Source organism: Pseudomonas sp. FDAARGOS_380, assembly GCF_002591235.1.
Lineage (GTDB): Bacteria > Pseudomonadota > Gammaproteobacteria > Pseudomonadales > Pseudomonadaceae > Aquipseudomonas > Aquipseudomonas salmasensis.
Genome location: NZ_CP023969.1, coordinates 3,540,001 through 3,564,479 on the forward strand (window position 1 = coordinate 3,540,001; position 24,479 = coordinate 3,564,479).

The following is a 24,479-nucleotide window of genomic DNA, read 5'->3' on the forward strand; positions in this document are numbered from 1 at the left end:
AGTCCGGATCGCAGTCTGCAACTCGACTGCGTGAAGTCGGAATCGCTAGTAATCGCGAATCAGAATGTCGCGGTGAATACGTTCCCGGGCCTTGTACACACCGCCCGTCACACCATGGGAGTGGGTTGCACCAGAAGTAGCTAGTCTAACCTTCGGGAGGACGGTTACCACGGTGTGATTCATGACTGGGGTGAAGTCGTAACAAGGTAGCCGTAGGGGAACCTGCGGCTGGATCACCTCCTTAATCGACGACATCAGCTGCTCCATAAGTTCCCACACGAATTGCTTGATTCATTGAAGAAGACGAAAGAAGCAGCCTAAAGGGTTGTAGCTTAGTTGGTTAGAGCGCACCCCATGCTCTGTGGTAAAGAGCAGGGTGAGGTCGGCCTTAGCAGCTCGAAATTGGGTCTGTAGCTCAGTTGGTTAGAGCGCACCCCTGATAAGGGTGAGGTCGGCAGTTCGAATCTGCCCAGACCCACCAATTTTGTGTGGGAAACGCCTGTAGAAATACGGGGCCATAGCTCAGCTGGGAGAGCGCCTGCCTTGCACGCAGGAGGTCAACGGTTCGATCCCGTTTGGCTCCACCACTACTGCTTCTGTTTGTATAAAGCTTAGAAATGAGCATTCCATCGTTGTGATGGTGAATGTTGATTTCTAGTCTTTGACTAGTTCGTTCTTTAAAAATTTGGGTATGTGATAGAAAGATAGACTGAACGTTACTTTCACTGGTAACGGATCAGGCTAAGGTAAAATTTGTGAGTTCTCTTAATTGAGAAATTCGAATTTTCGGCGAATGTCGTCTTCATAGTATAGCCAGATTGCTTGGGGTTATATGGTCAAGTGAAGAAGCGCATACGGTGGATGCCTTGGCAGTCAGAGGCGATGAAAGACGTGGTAGCCTGCGAAAAGCTTCGGGGAGTCGGCAAACAGACTTTGATCCGGAGATGTCTGAATGGGGGAACCCAGCCATCATAAGATGGTTATCTTGTACTGAATACATAGGTGCAAGAGGCGAACCAGGGGAACTGAAACATCTAAGTACCCTGAGGAAAAGAAATCAACCGAGATTCCCTTAGTAGTGGCGAGCGAACGGGGACTAGCCCTTAAGTGGCTTTGAGATTAGCGGAACGCTCTGGAAAGTGCGGCCATAGTGGGTGATAGCCCTGTACGCGAAAATCTCTTAGTCATGAAATCGAGTAGGACGGAGCACGAGAAACTTTGTCTGAATATGGGGGACCATCCTCCAAGGCTAAATACTACTGACTGACCGATAGTGAACTAGTACCGTGAGGGAAAGGCGAAAAGAACCCCGGAGAGGGGAGTGAAATAGATCCTGAAACCGTATGCGTACAAGCAGTGGGAGCCCACTTTGTTGGGTGACTGCGTACCTTTTGTATAATGGGTCAGCGACTTATTTTCAGTGGCGAGCTTAACCGAATAGGGGAGGCGTAGCGAAAGCGAGTCTTAATAGGGCGTCTAGTCGCTGGGAATAGACCCGAAACCGGGCGATCTATCCATGGGCAGGTTGAAGGTTGGGTAACACTAACTGGAGGACCGAACCGACTACCGTTGAAAAGTTAGCGGATGACCTGTGGATCGGAGTGAAAGGCTAATCAAGCTCGGAGATAGCTGGTTCTCCTCGAAAGCTATTTAGGTAGCGCCTCATGTATCACTGTAGGGGGTAGAGCACTGTTTCGGCTAGGGGGTCATCCCGACTTACCAAACCGATGCAAACTCCGAATACCTACAAGTGCCGAGCATGGGAGACACACGGCGGGTGCTAACGTCCGTCGTGAAAAGGGAAACAACCCAGACCGTCAGCTAAGGTCCCAAAGTTATGGTTAAGTGGGAAACGATGTGGGAAGGCTTAGACAGCTAGGAGGTTGGCTTAGAAGCAGCCACCCTTTAAAGAAAGCGTAATAGCTCACTAGTCGAGTCGGCCTGCGCGGAAGATGTAACGGGGCTCAAACCATACACCGAAGCTACGGGTATCACGTAAGTGATGCGGTAGAGGAGCGTTCTGTAAGCCTGTGAAGGTGAGTTGAGAAGCTTGCTGGAGGTATCAGAAGTGCGAATGCTGACATGAGTAACGATAATGGGTGTGAAAAACACCCACGCCGAAAGACCAAGGTTTCCTGCGCAACGTTAATCGACGCAGGGTTAGTCGGTCCCTAAGGCGAGGCTGAAAAGCGTAGTCGATGGAAAACAGGTTAATATTCCTGTACTTCTGGTTATTGCGATGGAGGGACGGAGAAGGCTAGGCCAGCTTGGCGTTGGTTGTCCAAGTTTAAGGTGGTAGGCTGGAATCTTAGGTAAATCCGGGATTCTAAGGCCGAGAGCTGATGACGAGTTAACTTTTAGTTAACGAAGTGGTTGATGCCATGCTTCCAAGAAAAGCTTCTAAGCTTCAGGTAACCAGGAACCGTACCCCAAACCGACACAGGTGGTTGGGTAGAGAATACCAAGGCGCTTGAGAGAACTCGGGTGAAGGAACTAGGCAAAATGGCACCGTAACTTCGGGAGAAGGTGCGCCGGTGAGGGTGAAGGACTTGCTCCGTAAGCTCATGCCGGTCGAAGATACCAGGCCGCTGCGACTGTTTATTAAAAACACAGCACTCTGCAAACACGAAAGTGGACGTATAGGGTGTGACGCCTGCCCGGTGCCGGAAGGTTAATTGATGGGGTTAGCTAACGCGAAGCTCTTGATCGAAGCCCCGGTAAACGGCGGCCGTAACTATAACGGTCCTAAGGTAGCGAAATTCCTTGTCGGGTAAGTTCCGACCTGCACGAATGGCGTAACGATGGCGGCGCTGTCTCCACCCGAGACTCAGTGAAATTGAAATCGCTGTGAAGATGCAGTGTATCCGCGGCTAGACGGAAAGACCCCGTGAACCTTTACTATAGCTTTGCACTGGACTTTGAATTTGCTTGTGTAGGATAGGTGGGAGGCTTTGAAGCGTGGACGCCAGTCTGCGTGGAGCCATCCTTGAAATACCACCCTGGCAACTTTGAGGTTCTAACTCAGGTCCGTTATCCGGATCGAGGACAGTGTATGGTGGGTAGTTTGACTGGGGCGGTCTCCTCCTAAAGAGTAACGGAGGAGTACGAAGGTGCGCTCAGACCGGTCGGAAATCGGTCGTAGAGTATAAAGGCAAAAGCGCGCTTGACTGCGAGACAGACACGTCGAGCAGGTACGAAAGTAGGTCTTAGTGATCCGGTGGTTCTGTATGGAAGGGCCATCGCTCAACGGATAAAAGGTACTCCGGGATAACAGGCTGATACCGCCCAAGAGTTCATATCGACGGCGGTGTTTGGCACCTCGATGTCGGCTCATCACATCCTGGGGCTGAAGCCGGTCCCAAGGGTATGGCTGTTCGCCATTTAAAGTGGTACGCGAGCTGGGTTTAGAACGTCGTGAGACAGTTCGGTCCCTATCTGCCGTGGACGTTTGAGATTTGAGAGGGGCTGCTCCTAGTACGAGAGGACCGGAGTGGACGAACCTCTGGTGTTCCGGTTGTCACGCCAGTGGCATTGCCGGGTAGCTATGTTCGGAATAGATAACCGCTGAAAGCATCTAAGCGGGAAACTAGCCTCAAGATGAGATCTCACTGGAACCTTGAGTTCCCTGAAGGGCCGTCGAAGACTACGACGTTGATAGGTTGGGTGTGTAAGCGCTGTGAGGCGTTGAGCTAACCAATACTAATTGCCCGTGAGGCTTGACCATATAACACCCAAGCAATTTGACTACTCTAACGAGCATCAGATTGCGGTGTGTGAAGACGAAAATGAACCGAAAGTTCGACGCTCACAAAACACCGAGATCTATCACTTACCCAATTTGCTGAAGCGAGGCCAACTGGCCGCGACTCAGTACCCGAATTTCTTGACGACCATAGAGCATTGGAACCACCTGATCCCATCCCGAACTCAGCAGTGAAACGATGCATCGCCGATGGTAGTGTGGGGTTTCCCCATGTGAGAGTAGGTCATCGTCAAGATTAAATTCCGAAACCCCAATTGCGAAAGCAGTTGGGGTTTTGTTTTGGGCGCTCGAAAAGAACGCCAACTTCCAAAGCCTGCATAGCGTTCCATTGAAGCCTTTTGTACAGATACCCGAATACCAGTCGAACCTTGCGTGTGATCAAGGTTCACAGGTGGTGCGCCGTGTATTTATCTCCACGGTTATGTACCTCACAGACACTCACGTAGCGTCTGAGCTGTGAAACAAAATAATCCCCGTAAACAGGCCCTGCCGCCTGTCCGGATTCAACTGCCCCGGACTATCATGCTGATAGCCCTACCCCTTACCGCAAGGAGCCGCTCGGAACGCCGATGCGCCAGATCTGGAAATCTTTTCGAGCCCTTTATTTCGCCTCCTTGATGATGCTGATCGGCTCCGGCCTGCTTAGTACTTATCTGGCTTTGCGCCTGGCAGCAGACAATGTCGACAGCCTGTGGGTGGGTGCACTGATGGCTGCCAACTATTTTGGCTTGGTGCTGGGCGGCAAGCTCGGGCACCGCCTGATTGCCCGGGTGGGGCATATTCGTGCCTACGCCACCTGCGCGGGGATCGTCGGCGCAGCAGTGCTGGGTCACGGTTTGGTTGATTGGCTGCCAGCCTGGATTGTGCTGCGGATGATCGTGGGCCTGGGGATGATGTGCCAGTACATGGTTATCGAGAGTTGGCTCAATGAGCAGGCGGATGCCAAGCAGCGTGGCGTAGTGTTCAGCGGCTACATGATTGCGTCCTACCTTGGGCTGGTACTGGGCCAGTTGATCCTGGTCATGCATCCCCATCTGGGGCTTGAGCTGTTAATGCTCGTGGCGCTGTGCTTCGCGCTGTGCCTGGTCCCGGTGGCGATGACTCGACGCATTCACCCGGCCCCACTGCACCCGGCCCCGATGGAGCCGCGCTTCTTTATCAAGCGCGTGCCGCAGTCGCTCAGCACCGTGTTGGGCGCCGGGTTGATCGTCGGTTCGTTCTACGGCTTGGCACCGCTCTACGCCTCTCAGCAGGGCCTGACGACTGAGCAAGTCGGCCTGTTCATGGGTAGCTGCATTTTTGCTGGATTGGTCGTGCAGTGGCCGCTGGGCTGGTTGTCGGACCGCTATGACCGCGCACTGCTGATTCGCTGCTTTGCCTTGTGCCTGGCGATAACGGCTTTGCCGTTGGCAATCATGACGCAGGTACCGTTGGAAGTACTGTTCGTGGCAGGCTTCTTCTGTTCGCTGGTGCAGTTCTGTCTTTACCCTTTGGCTGTGGCCTTTTCCAACGACCATGTGGAAGGTGATCGTCGGGTATCACTGACGGCCATGTTGCTGGTGACCTACGGGATCGGCGCCAGCGTGGGGCCGCTGTTGGCCGGTGTGGTGATGAAGCTATTCGGCAGCCAGATGCTCTATGCGTTTTTCAGCCTGTGTGCGTTGATCCTGGTGTGGCGCATTCGACCCAAGGCTGTGACCAACCTGCATCAGGTCGACGACGCACCGCTGCATCACGTGGCGATGCCCGACAGCATGTCCAGTTCGCCCTTGGTGGCTGCCCTTGATCCGCGGGTGGATGAGCAGGTGGTACAGGAGCAGATGCAAGTCACTGTGCCTGATCCAGAGCCTGCCCCTGAAATCGAGGAGCCGACGAGCGAAGAACCGCACGAGCCACCCGACCCGGACGAACATCCCCATGATTTGAGCAGGGCGCGCCCCTGAACGGAAAACGGGCAGATCCCATCAGGATCTGCCCGTTTTTTATCTCAGCGTTTAATGCTTAAAGATCGTCGTCTTTATCGAAGCGCCGAGCTTCACGTTGTAATTGGTAGACAAAGCGCTCCACTTGGCGCTGTACCAAACCACTCATGTTGTGAAAGCGCACGCCGGCAAAGGTGGTGTTGATCTTGTCTTCAAAGTGCAGGTAGCGCAGTTCCACAGAGGTGGTCATGCTGCCGAAGGGCAGGGCAGCGATAAAGCGGTCATAGACCTGGCCCAACTGCAGACGCTCGGAGATATCGCCTTCAAAGCGCAATTTGCAGCCGGTTGCCGAGATATCCAGCAGCTTACCGCTGATAGGCGCCTTGAGCTTCTCGCCACCCAACTGAATGTCCACCAATTGCGCGAGCTTGAGGGCGGCGCGGAAGGCATTACGTCGTTGATGGTAAACCACTTCGCCGGGCAGGCTGCCGCTGTAGATACGGTGGCCGCCTTTTTCGCTGATGGTCAAGGTGCCATTGCTTTCCCAGGCAACCCGCACACCCTCATGGAAACCTTCGATACGGAAAGCTTCGCCATTCTCAAGATAGCGTTCACCGTCACGGGGGATCATTTCGTCCAGTACCAGCGTCTTGCTGTCCCGGTCGATGTCCACCAGGTAGCTCTGGAAGCGCTGGCTGCGTTCGTGGAAAGTGATGATCAGCGGGTCATGACTTTCTTGCAGCATCCGCAACGTGCTGGCGATTTCCAGAGGCGTGGTGAGCACCTTGGGTGGCTGCGGTGCATCTTCCGCATTAAGGGCGTTGAACACGGTTCTTCCATCTCCAGGCAAAATACGACTACACGCAAGAACCGGCATTTTGCCAGTATGTAGCGCGCCTTGGATAGGTCACGCTGTAAACCGGCGTCAGGCTTGGCTGCGGGTGCTTGGCTTGACCAGGCGTGAGGTGGAGCCTTGGGCGTTGTAAAGGGCCGGAGGCTCTCCGCCGTGCAGTATGCGCAGCTGATTGGCGGTGGTGGCTTGCTGGAGCTGGATCGACTGACCGTTGAGCAGGTTGGCTTCCTGGCACTGGGCAAGCAAATGATTGAGCTCTTTGCTTTGTGCCAGCAGTTGATCGCCCACTGAAGAGTGGCTGGCCAGTTGTGCCAGGCCATCATGATCGGCAGGCAGGCCCAGGCTGATCAGAATCTCACTACGCTTCTTGCCATGCTGTTCGAGCAAGACAATCAGCGATTGTTTGCGCGCCAGGATTTCTTCCAGCAAGGGCATATCTCGGCCGTACAAGGCCAGAGATTCTTCCTTAAGCAGCTCGAGCAATTGTTGCGTCGGTGCCAGATCATCAATGATCAGTTGGAGCAAATGTTCGTCGTGGTGCATGGCTGGCCTTGGGTTTTAAGCGTCCAAAAGCCCTGCGCAGGCCTTTGCCTAGCGCTCGGCTTCGAAGTTGAGCAGCTTGCTGGCTACACGGTTGCTGTCGACTTTATAGCTGCCATCGGCGATCGCCTGTTTCAACTCGGCCACGCGGGCTTTGTTGACGACGGGTTGATCGCGCAGCGAGTCAGTGACCTTCTGCAACTGTTGAGCCTCATTGCTCAGGTGTACCGATTCCCCACTCTGGCTGACGGCGGCCTGCTCTGTTTTGGCAGGCAAGGGCTGCGCCTTGGTTTCTACGCTGTCCTTGGCACCGCCGGTGCGCGTATTGCCGGGCAAGGCCGGGGCGTTATTCAAACGATTGAAATCAATGACCATGTTGAAAAACCTCTGGGTATTTGGACGCTTGCCATGTTTTCGGCCATACCCGGGCAAACTTTAGGCTCGATTGACAATAAACATGTTCGGCTCAATATCCAGCACACAGTGTAGGAAAAGCTGGCATTTGATTCCAGTCATCTATAGCGCCACCTCGACCTGGCCCGGCGCCGTGACCCGTGCTTTGATCACGCGATTGGAGTTGAGGTTCTTGACGCGGATCTGTTCGCTCATGCCGCCGTTGGACAACGCCTCGCCCGGCATCCTGACGTTCAGACCGCCACTGCTGGCGGAAATCACCACCTGGTCACCCTTGCGAATGACCTCGGCCTGTTCCAGATGAACCAGCGTGAGGACTTGGTCGGTGACCACCGGTCGCGTGAGTTTTTGCCCGACGGCCTGGTCCAGCGACGTCAGGTAGCCCTGGTTGATCAGGCTGATGTCCCGCTCGCGCAACGCCACATCGTCGTAGCCGATGATGCCGGTGCGCTTCAACGGTCGCGCCACCACCACTACATCGCGAAACAGCTTGACCTGAGCCGGTACGAAAACCGTCCAGGGCGAGGCGCCCTCACAGCGCACCTTTACGGTCACACGGCCGATGGGCTGGGCGGGGCTTTCCAGGGTGGCTGTCAATTCCTTGTCGCACAGTGGCATGCGCAAGCGTGGGTCCAACTGGTTGACCTGGATTTCATAACGCCCCGGCGTCTGGGTGGTCGCCAGATAATCTTCTACAGTGAACTCAAGAAAGCCTTGGGTGACGCCGATAAGTAGATCAGGCAGGGTAACGTTGTCGGCGCGGGCCGTGACGCCCAGGCCCGAGACAAGCAGCGCCATCGCGGCGCAGAGCAGTCTGCGGTAGCGTGAGCGGCCAGGGTGTCGGGAAACTGTCGTTTTAATATCCATACTCAGTAAATAGCAAAGCTCGTGCCGTTTAGTGTTGGGTACGCGTCGTACCCCTAGGATTTAGGAGTCTGGGCATGGCAGGTGTAATGGATTCAGTAAACCAGCGCACACAGCTGGTAGGGCAGAATCGCCTGGAGTTGTTGCTTTTCCGCCTGGATGGCAATCAGTTGTATGGCATCAACGTGTTTAAAGTGCGTGAAGTGCTGCAATGTCCCAAATTGACGATCATGCCCAAGTCCAGTCCGGTAGTGTGTGGCGTGGCCAACATTCGTGGCGCGACCATTCCGATTCTTGACCTGGCAATGGCCACGGGGGCTGCGGGTTTGCAAGACCGTCAGAACCCTTTCGTGATCATCACCGAATACAACACCAAGACCCAGGGTTTCCTGGTGCGCTCGGTGGAGCGCATCGTCAATATGAACTGGGAAGAGATCCATCCGCCGCCCAAGGGCACAGGGCGCGATCACTACCTGACGGCGGTGACGCGGGTCGATAACCAGTTGGTGGAAATCATCGACGTGGAGAAGATCCTCGCCGAAGTGGCCCCCACCTCGGAAACTATTTCCGTCGGTGTGGTGGATGCCGAAACGGCACACAAGGCGGTTTCGCTGCGCGTGTTGACCGTGGACGACTCTTCCGTGGCGCGCAAGCAGGTCACACGTTGCCTGCAAACCGTCGGGGTGGAGGTGGTGGCCCTCAATGACGGGCGCCAAGCCCTGGATTACCTGCGCAAGCTGGCGGACGAAGGCAAGAAGCCTGAAGAAGAATTCTTGATGATGATCTCTGACATCGAGATGCCGGAAATGGATGGCTACACGCTCACGGCCGAGATACGTAACGATCCACGCATGCAAAAATTGCATATCATCCTGCATACTTCGTTGTCGGGGGTATTCAATCAGGCAATGGTCAAGAAGGTCGGTGCGGATGACTTTCTGGCCAAATTCCGTCCTGATGACCTCGCATCCCGGGTAGTCGACCGGATCAAGGCAGCAGATCACGGCTAGGGGATGTCCCCTGGCGGTCACACGATTTAAGAGGCGGCATCATTGTCTACGGGTAATTTGGATTTCGAACAGTTCCGGGTCTTCCTGGAAAAAGCCTGTGGCATATTGCTCGGTGAAAACAAGCAGTACCTGGTATCCAGCCGCCTCAACAAGCTGATGGAACAGCAGGGCATCAAATCCCTGGGTGAGTTGGTCCAGCGGATCCAGGGTCAGCCGCGCAGTGGGCTCAAGGAAATGGTGGTCGATGCCATGACCACCAACGAAACCTTATGGTTTCGCGATACCTATCCCTTTGAAGTGCTCAAGAACAAAGTGTTGCCGGAAGCCATAAAGGCCAGCCCGGGCCAGCGCCTGCGTATCTGGTCGGCGGCCTGTTCTTCGGGGCAGGAGCCGTACTCGATCTCGATGTCCATCGACGAGTTCGAGCGAACCAACATGGGTCAGTTGAAAGCCGGCGCGCAAATTGTGGCCACGGACTTGTCCGGCACCATGCTCACCAACTGCAAGACCGGTGAGTACGACAGCCTGGCGCTGGGCCGAGGGTTGTCCCAGGAACGGCTGCAACGCTACTTCGATCCCAAAGGGGCAGGGCGTTGGGCGATCAAGGCGCCGATCAAGAACCGCGTCGAATTTCGCTCGTTCAACCTGCTCGACAGCTACGCCAGCCTGGGCAAGTTCGACATGGTGTTCTGCCGCAACGTGCTGATCTATTTCTCGGCTGAAGTGAAGAAAGACATCCTGTTGCGCATCCACGGCACCCTCAAGCGCGGAGGGTATCTGTTCCTCGGTGCTTCCGAGGCGCTCAATGGGCTGCCGGATCACTTCCAGATGGTGCAATGCAGCCCTGGGATCATCTACCAGGCCAAGTAAGCCGCACGCGATCAAAAATGTGGGAGCGGGCTTGCTCGCGAATGCGTTCTGTCAGCCAGAGATAAATTGGCTGACCCACCGCATTCGCGAGCAAGCCCGCTCCCACATTTGTTATGCGCCAGCCCTACTGAAAGCGGCAACTGCCGATTGCCGCTTTAATGGCACTACGCGGAAATCGCTTGCCGCTTTTCTGGCAGAGTCGCCGGCAACTCCCCTCGAAACCCTTGATATACGGGCTCCCGCAAGATTGGCATGCACCTTGCTATAACCCTGCTAACGAACAGCAGGTCAGCCTAAAGGTTTCCGCCATGAGCATCAGCTTCGATAAAGCGCTCGGTATCCACGAACAAGCCCTGGGCTTCCGCGCCCAGCGTGCCGAAGTCCTGGCCAACAACATTGCCAATGCCGACACCCCGAACTACAAGGCTCGGGACTTGGACTTCTCCGCTGTGCTCGCCGCACAACAGGACAAGACCAAGAACGGCACCTTCGCCTTGAATATGACCAACAGCCGTCATATTGAAGCGCAAGGCCTGAGCAAGGGTGACGAGTCGCTGCTGTATCGCACACCGATGCAGCCGTCGATCGACCAGAACACCGTCGACGCCCAGCTGGAGCAATCGAACTACGCCGAAAACTCGGTGAACTTCCAGGCCAGCTTCACCCTGCTCAACAGCAAATTCAAAGGGCTGATGTCAGCCCTGCGTGGAGAGTAAGCCATGTCCCTGTCCAGTGTTTTCAATATTGCCGGCAGTGGCATGAGCGCGCAGACCACGCGTTTGAACACCGTCGCCAGTAACATCGCCAACGCCGAAACCGTCTCCTCGAGCATTGACCAGACCTATCGCGCCCGCCACCCGGTGTTCGCCACCATGTTCCAAGGGGGGCAGGCAAGCGGCAGCGATTCGTTGTTCCAGAACCAGGACGCCGCCGGCTCCGGTGTGCAGGTGTTGGGCGTGGTCGAAGACCAGAGCAACCTGGAGGCCCGTTACGAGCCCAACCACCCGGCCGCGAACGAAAAGGGCTACGTCTACTACCCCAACGTCAACGTGGTCGAGGAAATGGCTGACATGATCTCCGCCAGTCGCTCGTTCCAGACCAACGCGGAAATGATGAACACCGCCAAAACCATGATGCAGAAGGTTCTGACCCTGGGTCAGTGATAAGGGGCGCCAAATAATGGCCATCGTTGATACGTCAAACAACACGGCGGTTCAGGACCTTTTCAATTCCAAGGTCAAGACCGCGACGAACAACAGCAGCGTCAGCGACGCTTCCAAGACGGCGACGGGCAACCAGTCGCTGGGCAAGGATGCGTTCCTGCAACTGCTCGTCACCCAACTGAAAAACCAGAACCCGCTGTCGCCCCAGGACAACGGCGCGTTCGTCGCGCAGCTTGCACAGTTCAGCAGCCTGGAAGGCATCAACACCCTGAACGACTCGGTGAACAACATCTCCAGCAACTTCAGCTCGTCGCAGGCGCTGCAGGCTTCGTCGCTGGTGGGGCGCTCGATCATCATCCAGACCGACAAGGCCATGGTGGATACCAGCAAGAGCATGACCGGTTCGGTGGATGTGACCGCGGCGGTGGGCAATGTCTCCGTCAAGATCACCGACAAAGACGGCAATGTGGTGCGCACCGTTGACATGGGTGCCCAGAGTGCCGGCGCCCAGAGCTTTATCTGGGACGGCAAGAACGACAAGGGCGAGGTTGCCCCAGCAGGCACCTACACCTTCAATGCCACCACCAAGAACGACAAAGGCGACGCAGTGGCCTTGACCACTTCGCTGCCCGCCACGGTCACCAGCGTGACCCTGAGCAAGACCGGCGGCGAAATGCTGCTCAACCTTGCAGGCGGCATGGGCAGCGTCAAGCTGTCGCAAATTCAGACTATCGGTACATAGAGCCGGCTAAATACGGCAGAGGGAGAGAAACATGTCTTTTAATATCGGCCTTAGCGGCCTCTATGCGGCCAACAAACAACTGGACGTGACCGGCAACAACATCGCCAACGTCGCGACCACTGGCTTCAAGTCATCCCGTGCGGAATTCGCCGATATCTACGCGGCTTCCAAGCTGGGCACTGGCCAGAACAGCATCGGCAACGGTGTGAACCTGGCGGCGGTGTCCCAGCAGTTCACCCAGGGCGACGTCAACGGCAGCGGTGGCATCCTCGACATGGCGATCCAGGGCGGTGGCTTCTTCGTACAGAAGGGCAGCGACGGTTCGCTGGAGTACACCCGTAGCGGCGCTTTCCGTGCGGACAAGGACGGCTACATCACCAACAACACCGGCACTTCCCGCTTGCAAGGGTATGCCGCGGACGATAATGGCAAGATCAGCAAGGGTGGCTTGGTCGACCTGCAACTGAACCTGGCGAACCTGCCGCCGAAGGCGTCCACCAAGGTCGACTCCACCAGCAACCTGAACTCCTCGGAGCCGGTGATCGACCAGACCGCCAAGCCGTTTGATCCAACCAAGACCGACACCTTCACTACCCAGTACAGCACCACCTTGTACGACTCCCAAGGTAACGCGCACCCGATGGTGCAGTACCTGGTGAAAACCGACGGCAACAAGTGGAATGCCTATACCCTGATCGACGGTCGTAACCCTGATGGTTCGGCACCGACCGGCACCCCTTCGACGCCACCTGTGCCGTCGACATTGACCTTTGACGGCGCTGGCAATCTGACTACCGTCGTCACCAATGGTGTGTCCGACAAGACCCTGACCGTTGCCGGTTGGGTTCCCGGCAAGGTAACCGACGGCGTATGGAAGGCTAACGGTGCAGATGCCAACCCGGGTGGTATCGCCATCAACATGGCCAACATTACCCAGTACAACTCGGCCACCTACCGTAACCCGCCGGTCACCGATGGCTATGCCACCGGCCAGATCACCGGCCTGAAGATCGACGGCAGCGGCGTCCTCTTCGCCACTTTCAGCAACCAGCAGAGCAAGGCTATCGGCCAGATCTCCCTGGCCAGCTTCAACAACGAGCAGGGCCTGCAGCCAGCCGGTGCGACCACCTGGAAAGAGACCTTCGCCTCGGGCCAGCCGGGTTATGACAACCCTCAGGCCGGTACCCTGGGTTCGATCGTGGCCAACTCCCTGGAGAACTCCAACGTCAATCTGACCAGCGAGCTGGTTGACCTGATCAAGGCCCAGAGCAACTACCAGGCGAACGCCAAGACCATCTCCACCCAAAGCACTATCATGCAGACCATCATTCAGATGACCTGATGCCACCGCGCTAATACCCGCACACAAAAAGGCCCCTCGATCGAGGGGCTTTTTTGTGCGCGCGCGTTAATAGTTTACCGCCTGTTTCATTTCGCCTTGCTGCTGGAACGCCCAGCGCCCATTGCGCCACGCACGGGGCACGGGCGCCTGTCGCCCATCGACCAGCGGGAGAGAGGCATGGCGATGTACAAGCAGTGGGAAGGGGTACCAGCAGGCAGCCATTGGTTTGTCCCGAATGATTTCAGCGCCGGTGTATACGGACGCAAAAGTCAGTCGGATGAGCCCGGAGGAGGCAAGTCCTCTGATGCTGAGTCGGTCAGGCAACTGCTCGATCAACTGAGGGATGCCGAGAAAACATCCAAGAGCCAGACCGTCCAATACCTTCGTGACCAGTTGAACGAGAAGCGCGAAGAACTGGGTGACGAAAAATTCAAGGAGATCATGCAGGAGTTGATCGCGAAGGCGGACGTCTCGTGGCTGGAGATGCTGCGGCGTCTGATGAGGGAATGGTTTCCGGAAACCGACGATACATCACCCAAACCTTCGCCACCTTCTCCTGGCCCGTCGCCAGGTGGGGGAGGTGGCGGAGGCGGTGGTGGCAGGCCAAGCCCCGGCAATTTCGGGCCCAGTGAGCCCATGAGTAATCTGCCGATTACCGAAGGCTCCAAGCACTTCAACTACAAGCCTGATCAAAGTAACCCAGGGAAAAAGCCGGACAACATCTGGAGCGGATTCAGCCAGGGGCCCGATGGCAATTGCGTCACGGTGTCGGCGATAAAGGGTGCAATGATGAAGTTTGGCCAGAAACCCACCGACGTTTTCAAGGAGGTAAAAGAAACCGCAGACGGTTATCACGTGAAGATGCGCGACGGCTTCGAACTTAATCTCTCCAAGGATGAATTAAAGCAAGCGGCCAGGTATGCACAGTTCAAGGGTGACAATCCGGGCATGCTGACCGATGCCAACTTCATGTTCGCAGCGAGCGCCAAGCGGGCACAGATGGAAGGGAATGGCCTGGACGACAACCCGAGTCAATCCAAAAGAAGCTTCGCCCATGCGATGCAAAGTTTGAACAACGGCGAAATGCCCCACGAAGCATTGGACCGCCTGGGGTTGAAAGGGCTTTACCGGCAGTCTTCAAGCGGTGAGCTGGCGAGCGGCAAGCTCGGTGTTGTGGCCTACGATCGCCATTCGATGGCGGTCATCGACGGGCGCGTGGAGTTGTGGGGGCGCCGAGGTGGCGCGCCAAAGCAGGGTATTGCGTACGCGTTTCTCTAAGACGATAAGCAAAAAGCCCGATAAACCCTATGCAGTCGGGGTCTATCGGGCTTTTTCAATCCAGGGGGACAATATCCCCGGACTGGCTCAGCTTATTGGCAAGCTTCGCAATCCGGCTCGTCAATCGCGCAGGCCTTTGGCACAGGTGCCGGGCCGGCTGGCGCTGCGAGTACCGAGTCATCACCGTGGTTGCCGCTGGACACTGCGTTCAGCTTGCCGGTGTTGATGGTCGACTTCTCGGTGCTGGTGGCGGCCAGGGCACGGAGGTAGTAAGTGGTTTTCAAGCCACGGTACCACGCCATGCGGTAGGTCACGTCCAGCTTCTTGCCCGAAGCGCCGGCGATGTACAGGTTCAGGGACTGGGCCTGGTCGATCCACTTCTGACGACGGCTGGCGGCGTCAACGATCCACTTGGTGTCCACTTCGAACGCGGTCGCGTAGAGCTCTTTGAGTTCTTGCGGGATGCGCTCGATCTGCTGCACGGAACCGTCGTAGTACTTCAGGTCGTTGATCATGACCGAGTCCCACAGGCCGCGGGCCTTGAGGTCGCGAACCAGGTACGGGTTGATCACGGTGAATTCGCCCGACAGGTTCGATTTCACATACAGGTTCTGGTAGGTCGGTTCGATCGACTGCGACACGCCGGTGATGTTGGCGATGGTGGCGGTCGGCGCGATGGCCATGATGTTGGAGTTACGAATACCTTTCTGCACACGGGCACGTACCGGCGCCCAGTCCAGGGTTTCGTTCAGGTCAACGTCGATGTACTTCTGGCCACGGGCTTCGATCAGGATCTGTTGCGAATCCAGCGGCAGGATGCCCTTGGACCACAGCGAACCCTGGAACGTCTCGTAGGCGCCACGCTCGTCGGCCAGGTCGCAGGAAGCCTGGATCGCGTAGTAGCTGACCGCTTCCATGGACTTGTCGGCGAACTCGACGGCTGCGTCCGAACCGTAAGGAATGTGCTGCAGGTACAAAGCGTCCTGGAAGCCCATGATGCCCAGGCCAACCGGACGGTGCTTGAAGTTGGAGTTCTGCGCCTGTGGCACCGAGTAGTAGTTGATGTCGATCACGTTATCGAGCATGCGTACGGCGGTGTTGACGGTGCGTTCCAGCTTGGCGGTGTCCAGCTTGCCGTTGACGATGTGGTTCGGCAGGTTGATCGAGCCCAGGTTGCAAACGGCGATCTCGTCCTTGTTGGTGTTCAAGGTGATCTCGGTGCACAGGTTCGAGCTGTGGACCACGCCCACGTGCTGCTGCGGGCTGCGCAGGTTGCATGGGTCCTTGAAGGTCAACCATGGGTGGCCGGTTTCGAACAGCATGGACAGCATTTTGCGCCACAGGTCTTTGGCCTGGATGGTCTTGAACAGCTTGACCTTGCCTGGGTACTCGGTGAGGGCTTCGTAGTACTCGTAGCGCTCTTCGAAGGCCTTGCCGGTCAGGTCGTGCAGGTCCGGTACTTCGGATGGCGAGAACAGGGTCCACTTGCCGTCATCGAAGACGCGCTTCATGAACAGGTCAGGGATCCAGTTGGCGGTGTTCATGTCGTGGGTACGACGACGGTCATCACCGGTGTTCTTGCGCAGCTCGATGAACTCTTCAATGTCCATGTGCCAGGTTTCCAGGTAGGCACACACCGCGCCTTTGCGCTTGCCACCCTGGTTCACGGCAACGGCGGTGTCGTTCACCACTTTCAGGAACGGTACGACGCCCTGGGACTTGCCGTTGGTGCCCTTGATGTACGAACCCAGTGCGCGCACCGGTGTCCAGTCGTTACCCAGGCCGCCGGCGAATTTGGACAGCATGGCGTTGTCGTGGATCGCGTGGTAGATGCCCGACAGGTCATCCGGCACGGTGGTCAGGTAGCAGCTCGACAGCTGTGGACGCAGGGTACCGGCGTTGAACAGGGTCGGGGTCGACGACATGTAGTCGAAGGACGACAGCAGGTTGTAGAACTCGATCGCACGGTCTTCTTTGTTCTTCTCTTCGATCGCCAGGCCCATGGCCACGCGCATGAAGAACACTTGCGGCAGTTCGAAGCGGATACCGTCCTTGTGGATGAAGTAACGGTCGTACAGGGTTTGCAGGCCCAGGTAGGTGAACTGCTGGTCACGCTCGTGGTTGATGGCCTTGCCGAGTTTTTCCAGGTCGAAGGTGGCCAGGATCGGGTTCAGCAATTCGAATTCGATACCTTTGGCGATGTAGGCCGGCAGAGCCTTGGCGTACAGGTCGGCCATCTCGTGGTGAGTGGCGCTGTCGGCGACTTTCAGGAAGCCCAGGCCTTCGGCGCGCAGGGTGTCCATCAGCAGGCGCGCGGTCACGAACGAGTAGTTCGGCTCACGCTCGACCAGGGTACGGGCGGTCATCACCAGGGCGGTGTTGACGTCGGTCAGGGCCACGCCGTCGTACAGGTTCTTCAGGGTTTCGCGCTGGATCAGGTCACCGTCGACTTCTTCCAGGCCTTCGCAGGCCTCGGTGATGATGGTGTTCAGGCGGCCCAGGTCCAGCGGTGCGAAGCTGCCGTCGGCCAGGGTGATGCGGATCGACGGGTGCGCTTGAACGGCGGCTTCTTCGGCCGGGGAACGTACGGCACGTTCCTTGGCGCGCGAATCACGGTAGATCACGTAGTCGCGGGCCACTTTCTGCTCGCCGGCACGCATCAGGGCCAGTTCAACCTGGTCCTGGATTTCTTCGATGTGGATGGTGCCGCCCGATGGCATGCGACGCTTGAAGGTCGCGGTGACCTGTTCGGTCAGGCGGGCAACGGTATCGTGGATGCGCGACGAAGCGGCAGCGGTGCCGCCTTCAACTGCAAGAAACGCTTTGGTGATGGCGACGGTGATTTTGTCATCGGTATAAGGAACGACAGTGCCGTTACGCTTGATCACGCGCAGTTGGCCAGGTGCAGTGGCGGACAGATCCAGGTTCGAATCAGCGGCCTGCGGCACGGAGCCTTGCGGGTTCTCGCGAGTTGTGTCGGTTTGCATGAGGGGGTGTCTCCACATTCTATATTTATTTGGGCACCATCACGGTGCCCACCGTTCCGTCCTGAAGCACTTACAGCAGGCCTTGGCCTGGCATAACAACTTCGGGACAGGAGGAAGGGAGCTCATCGCGCCGCTTCCATGCCGAAGTCTTTGGTTTGGGGCCGGGGAGCCCTTCGCCGTATTCCTGGTGGGTGACAGTGGCCCCATTCAAGCCCTGCAACACCCGTACCGTTTTCTGCCAATCGGGCTGGAAAACGGTTGCCATCCGCGTGCGCGGTTTGGGCTTTCAAAAAATGCTTTGGTTCAACCAGACGCGAGCAAGAAAGCGCTTGAGTTTCTTGCCGGATATGTGTTTGGTCTTTTCGCTGAAAACCCTACATGTAGGGTTTTTTTAGCGCCGAGGTACAAGATAATGCGTTTTGGGGGGCTTAGCAACGCACTACCTGTGGATAACGCTGTGGGTAAAATGTGTATGAATCATGGAACACCCGTGTAGGCCGCATTACTACTGGATTACACCGTTTGTCACCGAATATTCCCGGGTAGAAACTGCCGGCGGGAATTTTGAGGGCGCGAACCCTACCACAAAAAACCGCCATGGCCGAATGGATTTCCCGGCTTGTGTTCAAGGGCCGGTGCATGGCTACAATCGGCCTTTGTTATGCCCTCAAAACATGACAAACAGGCTATGCCTGCTGAAGATCAATATGTGGGAGCTGGCCGTATTTCACATTCGATTGTGTCGGCCAGAAGAAATTCTAATAACAACGAGGTAGCGCATGGAGCAAGAAGCCTGGCAGATACTGATCGTCGAGGACGACGAGCGACTCGCCGAGTTGACCCGTGAGTACCTGGAAAGCAACGGCCTGCGCGTGTCGGTGGAAGGCGATGGTGCTAAGGCCGTGGCGCGCATCATCGCCGAGCAGCCGGACCTGGTGATCCTCGACCTGATGCTGCCCGGCGAAGACGGCCTGAGCATCTGCCGCAAGGTGCGCGAGCGCTATGACGGCGTGATCCTGATGCTCACCGCGCGCACCGACGACATGGACCAGGTGCTGGGCCTGGACATGGGCGCCGACGACTATGTGTGCAAACCCGTGCGCCCGCGCTTGTTGCTGGCGCGTATCCAGGCGCTGCTGCGCCGCAGCGAACCGGTGTTGCCCGTTGCAGTGGAAACCCAGCGCCGCCTGCAGTTTGGCCCGCTGGTGGTGGACAATGCCTTGCGCGAAGCCTGGTTGCAGGAAGGCAGCATCGAACTGACCAGCGCTGAATTCGACCTCTTGTGGCTGCTGGTTGCGAACGCCGGGCGCATTCTGTCCCGCGAAGAAATCTTCATCGCCCTGCGCGGTATTGGTTATGACGGCCAGGATCGCTCTATTGACGTGCGTATTTCGCGCATTCGGCCAAAGATCGGCGACGATCCGATCCATCCACGCCTGATCAAGACCATCCGCAGCAAAGGCTACCTGTTCGTCCCCGAAGCCGCTGCCGATATGCCACTGTGAACTCGATCTTCCTGCGCATTTACGGCGGTATGTGTGCGGCGCTGATCCTTGTGGCGTTGCTCGGCGCCCTGGCGCTGCACCTGCTTAATGACGTGCGCAGCGGCCAGTACCGTGAGCGCCTGGCTCACGGCACCTTTGCGTTGATGGGCGATAACCTGCAGCCCATGAGCGCCATTGAACGTCAGCGCGCTTTGGCAGTATGGGAGCGTTTGCTCGGTATTCCGCTGGAGCTGCATACGTTCACCGACGCGCAATTGGACCTGGGCCAGCGCAACCGCCTGCAACGCGGCCAGGTCCTGGTGGAACAGACCGGCCCCCACGCGGCGCGGGTGCTGCGGTTGGTCAGCGAGCAAGAGCAATTGGTGCTTACCGGCGAAGTGCAGCAGATCAGCGAGCAATTGGCCCGTGCGACTATTTACCTGCTGGCCGACGAACTGGTGCGTTTCCCGGTGGCCGAACAGCCCCAGCGCCTGGCCGATATTAAACACGCCAAGGGTTTTGGTTTTGAGATGCACCTGACGGCCCTTGACCAGGCCGACATGGACGACGACCAGCGTCGTCGTGTGGCGGAAGGCGATACGGTGATGGCGCTGGGCAAGGGCGGCGATTCGATTCGCGTGTTTGCCGGCATGGTCGGCACCCCGTGGGTTCTAGAGATCGGCCCGCTGTACCAGATGAACCCTTACCCGGCGCAGTGGCTGATCCTGATCACCTTGATTGGCCTGACCCTGATCGGCTTGATCGTCTATCTGCTGGTGCGTCAGCTTGAGCGCCGGCTCAAAGGCCTGGAAGCGGCGGCCACGCGTATCGCCAAGGGCAACCTGGAAGTGCGCGTACCCGCTCGCGGTGCCGACTCGGTCGGGCGCCTGGCGGCAGCTTTCAATGGCATGGCCGAGCACTTGCAGCAATTGCTGGCGATTCAGCGCGAGCTGGTGCGCGCGGTCTCCCACGAGCTGCGCACACCGGTCGCGCGCCTGCGCTTTGGCCTGGAGATGATCGGTGATGCCGCCACGCCCGAGGCCCGGCGCAAATACCTGGAAGGCATGGATGGCGATATCCAGGACCTCGATGGCTTGGTGGACGAGATGCTCACTTATGCCCGCTTGGAACAGGGCGCGCCGGAGCTGAATTTCCAGCGCGTGGACCTTAATGCATTGCTCGACCAGGTGATTGGCGAATTATCGCCATTGCGCCCGCAGGTCACCGTTACCCGGGGTATTTGCCTGTCCTCGGCGCATTGGGATGACGCCTGGGTCGATGCCGAACCGCGCTACTTGCACCGCGCCCTGCAAAACCTGGTGAGTAACGCCATGCGCCATGCCAAGGGCCAGGTGCTGATCAGTTATCATGTAGGGCAGGTGCGTTGTCGCATCGATGTGGAAGACGACGGCCCCGGCGTGCCGGAAAGCGCCTGGGAGCGGATCTTCACGCCGTTCCTGCGCTTGGATGACAGCCGTACCCGCGCTTCTGGCGGGCATGGCCTGGGCTTGTCGATCGTGCGGCGGATTATCTATTGGCACGGCGGGCGGGCGTTGATCAGCAAGAGCAACAACCTGGGCGGGGCGTGCTTCAGCCTGAGCTGGCCCAGGGATCAAGATAAACCCTGAAACCCAACTGTAGGAGCGAGCTTGCTCGCGAAAAACCTCAACGATAACGCGTGCTGCCTGAATAAACGCGGCGTCTGTGAGTTTTTCGCGAGCAAGCTCGCTCCTACATTGCGACAGCCACCAGGCTCAACAACTGCTCCCCTTGCACCACAAACTGCCCTTCCAGCTCTTTGCCATGTTTCCATTCTTGCGAAAGATCGGTCAGCAGCCGCAACCGCACCCTCCCAGCCGCTGACCACTCCAACACCTCGGCATGCTCGAAATAAAAACGCTTGTGCACGATCGGATAGAGCGCCTTGAACAGGCTTTCCTTCACCGAAAACGTCAGCGTCACCAGCAAGGCCTGTTGCGCACGGGGCAGGGCGGCCATGCGCTGCAGCTCATCGGCCGTCAAAATTTCCCCGGCCAGGCGTTCGGCCCGTTCCAGTGACAGCAAATGCTCCAGGTCCATGCCCAGCCCGTGCCATTGCGCCTTGTGCCCGACAATCGCCGCAGCGTGCCCGGTGCTGTGGGTGATGGAACCACTGATATGCCCTGGCCAGACCGGGGCGCGGTCTTCGCCGATGGCCGGGATGCAGTGCAGATGATCGAGTCGTTGCAGCGCTTCGCGCGCGCACAGGCGGCCGGCGAGAAATTCCGCCTGGCGCTTGGCGACCGAGCGCTGGATGCTCGCGGGCGGCGGCACATCGCAGCGCTGGAAATCGCCGGGGCTCAATAAAGCCGGGTCGAATCGCGTGCTCAAAAACACCGTGCCCGGCAAGGGAACCGGCAACGGCCAATGATCATCGAGTGGGGTGCAGCAAGCGGGTAGGGGCGTCATGCGCGGTATTTTGCCGAGTTGGCGCGCCAGTGGATAGCCCGGTGCGGTTCAGCTGCGGTTCAGAGCCTGTTCAGGGGGAGTTCAGGGGCGCCTGCGTAGTCTGGACCCCACAGCCCAAACGCGTATGAGGTAACCACCATGACTGCGATCAAAAAGCTGATGTTGGCCTTGACCATGCTCGGCGCCACTGCCGGTGTGCAGGCGTCCGATGGCGCCTTTGCGGCCTTTGGCAGCGAGAAAACCAAGAAATCCAGCAACCTGATCCATCGCGTCAGCTTCGAAGATGCTGGCATTCAGGCTGCGCCGTGGGGCCAGGCCCTGGGCGCTACCCCTGCGCAACCCGACTATCGCAGCGGCTACGCGCACCTGACCGGCCACTACAATGGCATAAAACTGCGCCCCCAAGACCTTCAGGGCCGCTATGATATCCCCCTGTCGGCTAGTTGAATTGCAGTGGAGAACCTTATGAAATTGCTGGTGGTGGAAGATGAGGCGCTGCTGCGTCATCACCTGTTTACCCGCCTGACCGACAGCGGGCATGTGGTCGAAGCCGTGGCCAATGCCGAGGAAGCCCTGTACCAGACCGGCCAGTTCAACCATGACCTGGCGATCATCGACCTTGGCCTGCCCGGCATGGGCGGCCTGGACCTGATTCGCCAGTTGCGCACCCAGACCAAGACTTTCCCGATCCTGATCCTGACCGCCCGCGGCAACTGGCAGGACAAGGTTGAAGGCTTGGCGGCCGGGGCCGACGACTACGTGGTCAAGCCGTTCCAGTTCGAAGAGCTGGAGGCGCGCATGAACGCTTTGCTGCGCCGCTCCAGCGGTTTTACCCAGTCGACCATCGTTGCCGGGCCGCTGCTGCTGGACCTCAACCGCAAGCAAGCCTCCCTGGACGAGCAACCCCTGGCACTGACCGCCTATGAGTATCGGATCCTCGAATACTTGATGCGTCATCATCAGCAAGTGGTCGCCAAGGACCGCTTGATGGAGCAACTCTACCCGGATGACGACGAGCGCGACCCAAACGTGATCGAAGTGCTGGTCGGCCGTCTGCGCCGCAAGCTGGAAGGCCCGGCTGGGTTCAAGCCGATCGATACCGTGCGTGGCCTGGGCTACCTGTTCAATGAGCGCTGCCGTTGATTCGTTCGCTACGTGTGCGCCTGATGCTGGCGGCCGCCACCCTGGCCGTGCTGTTTATGCTCGGCTTGTTGCCGGCCATGCAAGGCGCGTTCAGCCTGGCGCTGCAGGATTCCATCGAACAGCGCCTGGCGTCGGATGTGACAACGCTGATTTCTGCGGCGCGGGTCGACAATAACCGCCTGCTGATGCCGGCACAGTTGCCCGATGAGCGTTTCAACCTCACCGACAGTCGGCTGTTGGGCTATATCTACGACCGTGAAGGCCATCTGGTATGGCGCTCGCGGGCGACCCAGGAAGAAAACATCAACTACAAACCGCGTTACGACGGGCGCGGCAACGAGTTTGCGCGGATTCGCGAGGCCAATGGCCAGGAATTCTTCGTGTATGACGTCGAGGTGCGGCTGCTGGGAGGCAAGAGCGCGGCGTTCAGCATTGTCGCCCTGCAGCCGGTACGCGAATACCAACTGACCCTCGAAGGTCTGCGCGAGAACCTCTACCTCGGGTTCGGCGCGGCGTTGCTGGTGTTGTTGACGCTGTTGTGGCTGGGCCTGACCTGGGGCCTGCAAGCCCTGCGACGCCTGAGCCATGAACTCGACCAGATCGAAGGCGGCACCCGCGAAAGCCTCAGCGAAGAACACCCCCGCGAACTGCTGCGCCTGACCGGCTCCCTGAACCGCTTGCTGCACAGCGAGCGCGAACAACGTGCGCGCTACCGCGACTCCCTCGATGACTTGGCCCACAGCCTGAAAACCCCGCTGGCGGTGTTGCAGGGCGTGAGTGAAGACATGGCCCAGCGCCCCGAAGAACGTAGCCAGGCGTGGGTGCTGCAATCGCAGATCGAACGCATGAGCCAGCAGATCGGTTACCAGTTGCAGCGTGCCAGCCTGCGAAAAAGTGGCCTGGTGCGTCACCAGGTACGCCTGGAACCGGTGGTGCAAAGCCTGTGCGATACATTGGAAAAGGTTTATCGCGACAAGCGGGTCACCGTGACGTTTGATCTGCCGCAGGCCTGCGAGGTGCCCATCGAAAAGGGCGCGTTGCTTGAAATGCTCGGCAACCTGCTGGAAAACGCCTACCGCCTGTGCCTCAAGCAAGTGCGTATCAGCCTGGTGGAAAACCTGGATGGCATTGAGCTGTGTATCGAAGACGACGGCCCTGGTGTGCCATCGGACCAGCGTGCACGGATCCTGCAGCGTGGCGAACGGCTCGACCGCCAGCACCCGGGGCAGGGGATCGGGCTGGCGGTGGTCAAGGACATCATCGAAAGCTATCACGCGCGGTTGACGTTGGGGGATTCAGCGTTGGGTGGGGCGGCGTTCAGGATTCACTTTCCGGCTTTGTGACCTGCACTGACCTCATCGCAGCATGGGTATCTACACAACTATCTAGGTTGTAGCCACCGACGGTAACCACGATGCGAAGCGAGCCGCTCTTGATCTTGCTCTTGACCTGCTTTTGATCTTAGGCGCCCCGTTAAACCACGCTGGCCGGAATTCGACAGGGATTTGGGGGGTAAACCGGCAGGGATGCCGGTTTAGCCGCCCCGCGCCATGGATGGCGCGTGGCGGCGGCCCCCCAAATCACTGGCGGATTACGGGCACACCGAGCCTAAGCGAGGTGCCGAGTGGTGGGGCAAGAGCGTTTTGCTTACTTTTG

Annotated in this window: 19 protein-coding genes, 2 tRNA genes and 3 rRNA genes (1 of these 24 running past the window's edge); 18 read left to right on the top strand and 6 right to left on the bottom strand. The window is 58.0% G+C overall.

Translation table 11 applies throughout. The features are described from left to right. From CRN80_RS16560 to CRN80_RS16585, 6 genes are all read left to right on the top strand, one after another. Positions 1-244 (top strand): 16S ribosomal RNA (locus tag CRN80_RS16560) (it extends 1,293 nt beyond the left edge of the window). Positions 245-404: 160 nt separating this feature from the next. Further along, a tRNA-Ile gene (locus CRN80_RS16565) sits at positions 405-481 on the top strand. Between the two features lie 30 nt (positions 482-511). Further along, positions 512-587, top strand: a tRNA-Ala gene (locus CRN80_RS16570). A gap of 247 nt (positions 588-834) precedes the next feature. After that, positions 835-3,724 (top strand): 23S ribosomal RNA (locus CRN80_RS16575). A 158-nt stretch (positions 3,725-3,882) separates the two neighbouring features. After that, positions 3,883-3,998, top strand: a 5S ribosomal RNA gene (rrf, locus tag CRN80_RS16580). The 16S, 23S and 5S rRNA genes sit together here with 2 tRNA genes alongside, the layout of an rRNA operon. Before the next feature lie 334 nt (positions 3,999-4,332). Beyond that, positions 4,333-5,706, top strand: a complete 1,374-nt coding sequence (locus CRN80_RS16585) for an MFS transporter (RefSeq protein WP_098950611.1) — start codon at positions 4,333-4,335, stop codon at positions 5,704-5,706. A gap of 58 nt (positions 5,707-5,764) precedes the next feature. Here CRN80_RS16585 and CRN80_RS16590 read toward each other — a convergent pair whose 3' ends face one another. From CRN80_RS16590 to flgA, 4 genes are all read right to left on the bottom strand, one after another. Continuing rightward, positions 5,765-6,514 carry a flagellar brake protein gene (locus tag CRN80_RS16590; RefSeq protein ID WP_014719585.1) on the bottom strand — a complete coding sequence of 250 codons (750 nt, stop codon included), beginning with the start codon at positions 6,512-6,514 and terminating at the stop codon, positions 5,765-5,767. Between the two features lie 96 nt (positions 6,515-6,610). Next, a complete protein-coding gene (locus CRN80_RS16595) occupies positions 6,611-7,081 on the bottom strand; it encodes a flagella synthesis protein FlgN (RefSeq protein ID WP_014719584.1) in 471 nt (156 codons plus the stop codon). A gap of 48 nt (positions 7,082-7,129) precedes the next feature. Further along, positions 7,130-7,453, bottom strand: coding sequence for a flagellar biosynthesis anti-sigma factor FlgM (gene flgM / locus CRN80_RS16600; protein WP_098950612.1), 324 nt, complete (start codon positions 7,451-7,453; stop codon positions 7,130-7,132). Between the two features lie 141 nt (positions 7,454-7,594). Then, positions 7,595-8,359: a flagellar basal body P-ring formation chaperone FlgA gene (gene flgA / locus CRN80_RS16605; protein WP_032895647.1), complete on the bottom strand. Its 765-nt coding sequence runs from the start codon at positions 8,357-8,359 to the stop codon at positions 7,595-7,597. 74 nt (positions 8,360-8,433) lie between these two features. Between flgA and CRN80_RS16610 the strand changes: the two genes are divergently transcribed. From CRN80_RS16610 to CRN80_RS16640, 7 genes are all read left to right on the top strand, one after another. Beyond that, positions 8,434-9,366: a chemotaxis protein CheV gene (locus tag CRN80_RS16610; RefSeq protein ID WP_003193578.1), complete on the top strand. Its 933-nt coding sequence runs from the start codon at positions 8,434-8,436 to the stop codon at positions 9,364-9,366. Between the two features lie 42 nt (positions 9,367-9,408). After that, on the top strand, positions 9,409-10,236 hold the full coding sequence (cheR, locus tag CRN80_RS16615) for a protein-glutamate O-methyltransferase CheR (RefSeq protein WP_014719581.1): 828 nt from the start codon (positions 9,409-9,411) through the stop codon (positions 10,234-10,236). A gap of 308 nt (positions 10,237-10,544) precedes the next feature. Further along, positions 10,545-10,952, top strand: a complete 408-nt coding sequence (gene flgB, locus CRN80_RS16620) for a flagellar basal body rod protein FlgB (protein WP_003193573.1) — start codon at positions 10,545-10,547, stop codon at positions 10,950-10,952. A 3-nt stretch (positions 10,953-10,955) separates the two neighbouring features. Then, the gene (flgC, locus tag CRN80_RS16625) at positions 10,956-11,399 is read left to right on the top strand and encodes a flagellar basal body rod protein FlgC (RefSeq protein WP_044267590.1); all 444 of its coding nucleotides are present in this window, start codon (positions 10,956-10,958) and stop codon (positions 11,397-11,399) included. Between the two features lie 16 nt (positions 11,400-11,415). Further along, on the top strand, positions 11,416-12,141 hold the full coding sequence (gene flgD, locus CRN80_RS16630; RefSeq protein ID WP_032895651.1) for a flagellar hook assembly protein FlgD: 726 nt from the start codon (positions 11,416-11,418) through the stop codon (positions 12,139-12,141). A 31-nt stretch (positions 12,142-12,172) separates the two neighbouring features. Next, positions 12,173-13,483, top strand: coding sequence for a flagellar hook protein FlgE (flgE, locus tag CRN80_RS16635; RefSeq protein ID WP_047711608.1), 1,311 nt, complete (start codon positions 12,173-12,175; stop codon positions 13,481-13,483). A 177-nt stretch (positions 13,484-13,660) separates the two neighbouring features. Next, complete coding sequence (locus CRN80_RS16640) at positions 13,661-14,761, top strand: hypothetical protein (protein ID WP_169918221.1); 1,101 nt, start codon at positions 13,661-13,663, stop codon at positions 14,759-14,761. A gap of 92 nt (positions 14,762-14,853) precedes the next feature. Here the strand turns inward: CRN80_RS16640 and CRN80_RS16645 are convergent, their stop codons facing one another. Beyond that, the gene (locus CRN80_RS16645) at positions 14,854-17,748 is read right to left on the bottom strand and encodes a ribonucleoside-diphosphate reductase subunit alpha (protein WP_032879843.1); all 2,895 of its coding nucleotides are present in this window, start codon (positions 17,746-17,748) and stop codon (positions 14,854-14,856) included. 779 nt (positions 17,749-18,527) lie between these two features. Between CRN80_RS16645 and CRN80_RS16655 the strand changes: the two genes are divergently transcribed. Together CRN80_RS16655 and CRN80_RS16660 are read left to right on the top strand one after the other, a co-directional pair. Beyond that, positions 18,528-19,253 carry a response regulator gene (locus CRN80_RS16655; RefSeq protein WP_032895658.1) on the top strand — a complete coding sequence of 242 codons (726 nt, stop codon included), beginning with the start codon at positions 18,528-18,530 and terminating at the stop codon, positions 19,251-19,253. Further along, a complete protein-coding gene (locus CRN80_RS16660) occupies positions 19,250-20,860 on the top strand; it encodes an ATP-binding protein (RefSeq protein ID WP_098950613.1) in 1,611 nt (536 codons plus the stop codon). The genes CRN80_RS16655 and CRN80_RS16660 overlap by 4 nt, the downstream gene beginning before the upstream one ends. 103 nt (positions 20,861-20,963) lie before the next feature. Here CRN80_RS16660 and CRN80_RS16665 read toward each other — a convergent pair whose 3' ends face one another. Beyond that, positions 20,964-21,680, bottom strand: a complete 717-nt coding sequence (locus CRN80_RS16665; protein WP_098950614.1) for a 4'-phosphopantetheinyl transferase — start codon at positions 21,678-21,680, stop codon at positions 20,964-20,966. A gap of 138 nt (positions 21,681-21,818) precedes the next feature. Here CRN80_RS16665 and CRN80_RS16670 point away from each other — a divergent pair, with 138 nt between their 5' ends. Genes CRN80_RS16670 through CRN80_RS16680 form a run of 3 tightly spaced genes read left to right on the top strand, consistent with a single transcriptional unit; the run spans position 21,819 to position 24,166 of the window. Further along, positions 21,819-22,127, top strand: coding sequence for a hypothetical protein (locus CRN80_RS16670; RefSeq protein ID WP_032895663.1), 309 nt, complete (start codon positions 21,819-21,821; stop codon positions 22,125-22,127). A gap of 18 nt (positions 22,128-22,145) precedes the next feature. Further along, positions 22,146-22,823, top strand: a complete 678-nt coding sequence (locus tag CRN80_RS16675) for a response regulator (protein WP_003193559.1) — start codon at positions 22,146-22,148, stop codon at positions 22,821-22,823. After that, complete coding sequence (locus CRN80_RS16680) at positions 22,820-24,166, top strand: ATP-binding protein (RefSeq protein ID WP_098950615.1); 1,347 nt, start codon at positions 22,820-22,822, stop codon at positions 24,164-24,166. Before CRN80_RS16675 ends, CRN80_RS16680 begins: the two co-directional genes overlap by 4 nt. Positions 24,167-24,479 lie beyond the last annotated feature (313 nt).

Bases quoted from the DNA above. Each gene is read 5' to 3' on its own strand.
- CRN80_RS16665 (WP_098950614.1), bottom strand. From the start codon at position 21,680: ATGACGCCCCTACCCGCTTGCTGCACCCCACTCGATGATCATTGGCCG.
- flgC (WP_044267590.1), top strand. From the start codon at position 10,956: ATGTCCCTGTCCAGTGTTTTCAATATTGCCGGCAGTGGCATGAGCGCG.
- CRN80_RS16655 (WP_032895658.1), top strand. From the start codon at position 18,528: ATGGAGCAAGAAGCCTGGCAGATACTGATCGTCGAGGACGACGAGCGA.
- CRN80_RS16595 (WP_014719584.1), bottom strand. From the start codon at position 7,081: ATGCACCACGACGAACATTTGCTCCAACTGATCATTGATGATCTGGCA.
- flgD (WP_032895651.1), top strand. From the start codon at position 11,416: ATGGCCATCGTTGATACGTCAAACAACACGGCGGTTCAGGACCTTTTC.
- flgA (WP_032895647.1), bottom strand. From the start codon at position 8,359: ATGGATATTAAAACGACAGTTTCCCGACACCCTGGCCGCTCACGCTAC.
- CRN80_RS16585 (WP_098950611.1), top strand. From the start codon at position 4,333: ATGCGCCAGATCTGGAAATCTTTTCGAGCCCTTTATTTCGCCTCCTTG.
- flgE (WP_047711608.1), top strand. From the start codon at position 12,173: ATGTCTTTTAATATCGGCCTTAGCGGCCTCTATGCGGCCAACAAACAA.
- CRN80_RS16645 (WP_032879843.1), bottom strand. From the start codon at position 17,748: ATGCAAACCGACACAACTCGCGAGAACCCGCAAGGCTCCGTGCCGCAG.
- CRN80_RS16640 (WP_169918221.1), top strand. From the start codon at position 13,661: ATGGCGATGTACAAGCAGTGGGAAGGGGTACCAGCAGGCAGCCATTGG.
- CRN80_RS16610 (WP_003193578.1), top strand. From the start codon at position 8,434: ATGGCAGGTGTAATGGATTCAGTAAACCAGCGCACACAGCTGGTAGGG.
- flgM (WP_098950612.1), bottom strand. From the start codon at position 7,453: ATGGTCATTGATTTCAATCGTTTGAATAACGCCCCGGCCTTGCCCGGC.
- flgB (WP_003193573.1), top strand. From the start codon at position 10,545: ATGAGCATCAGCTTCGATAAAGCGCTCGGTATCCACGAACAAGCCCTG.
- CRN80_RS16675 (WP_003193559.1), top strand. From the start codon at position 22,146: ATGAAATTGCTGGTGGTGGAAGATGAGGCGCTGCTGCGTCATCACCTG.
- CRN80_RS16670 (WP_032895663.1), top strand. From the start codon at position 21,819: ATGACTGCGATCAAAAAGCTGATGTTGGCCTTGACCATGCTCGGCGCC.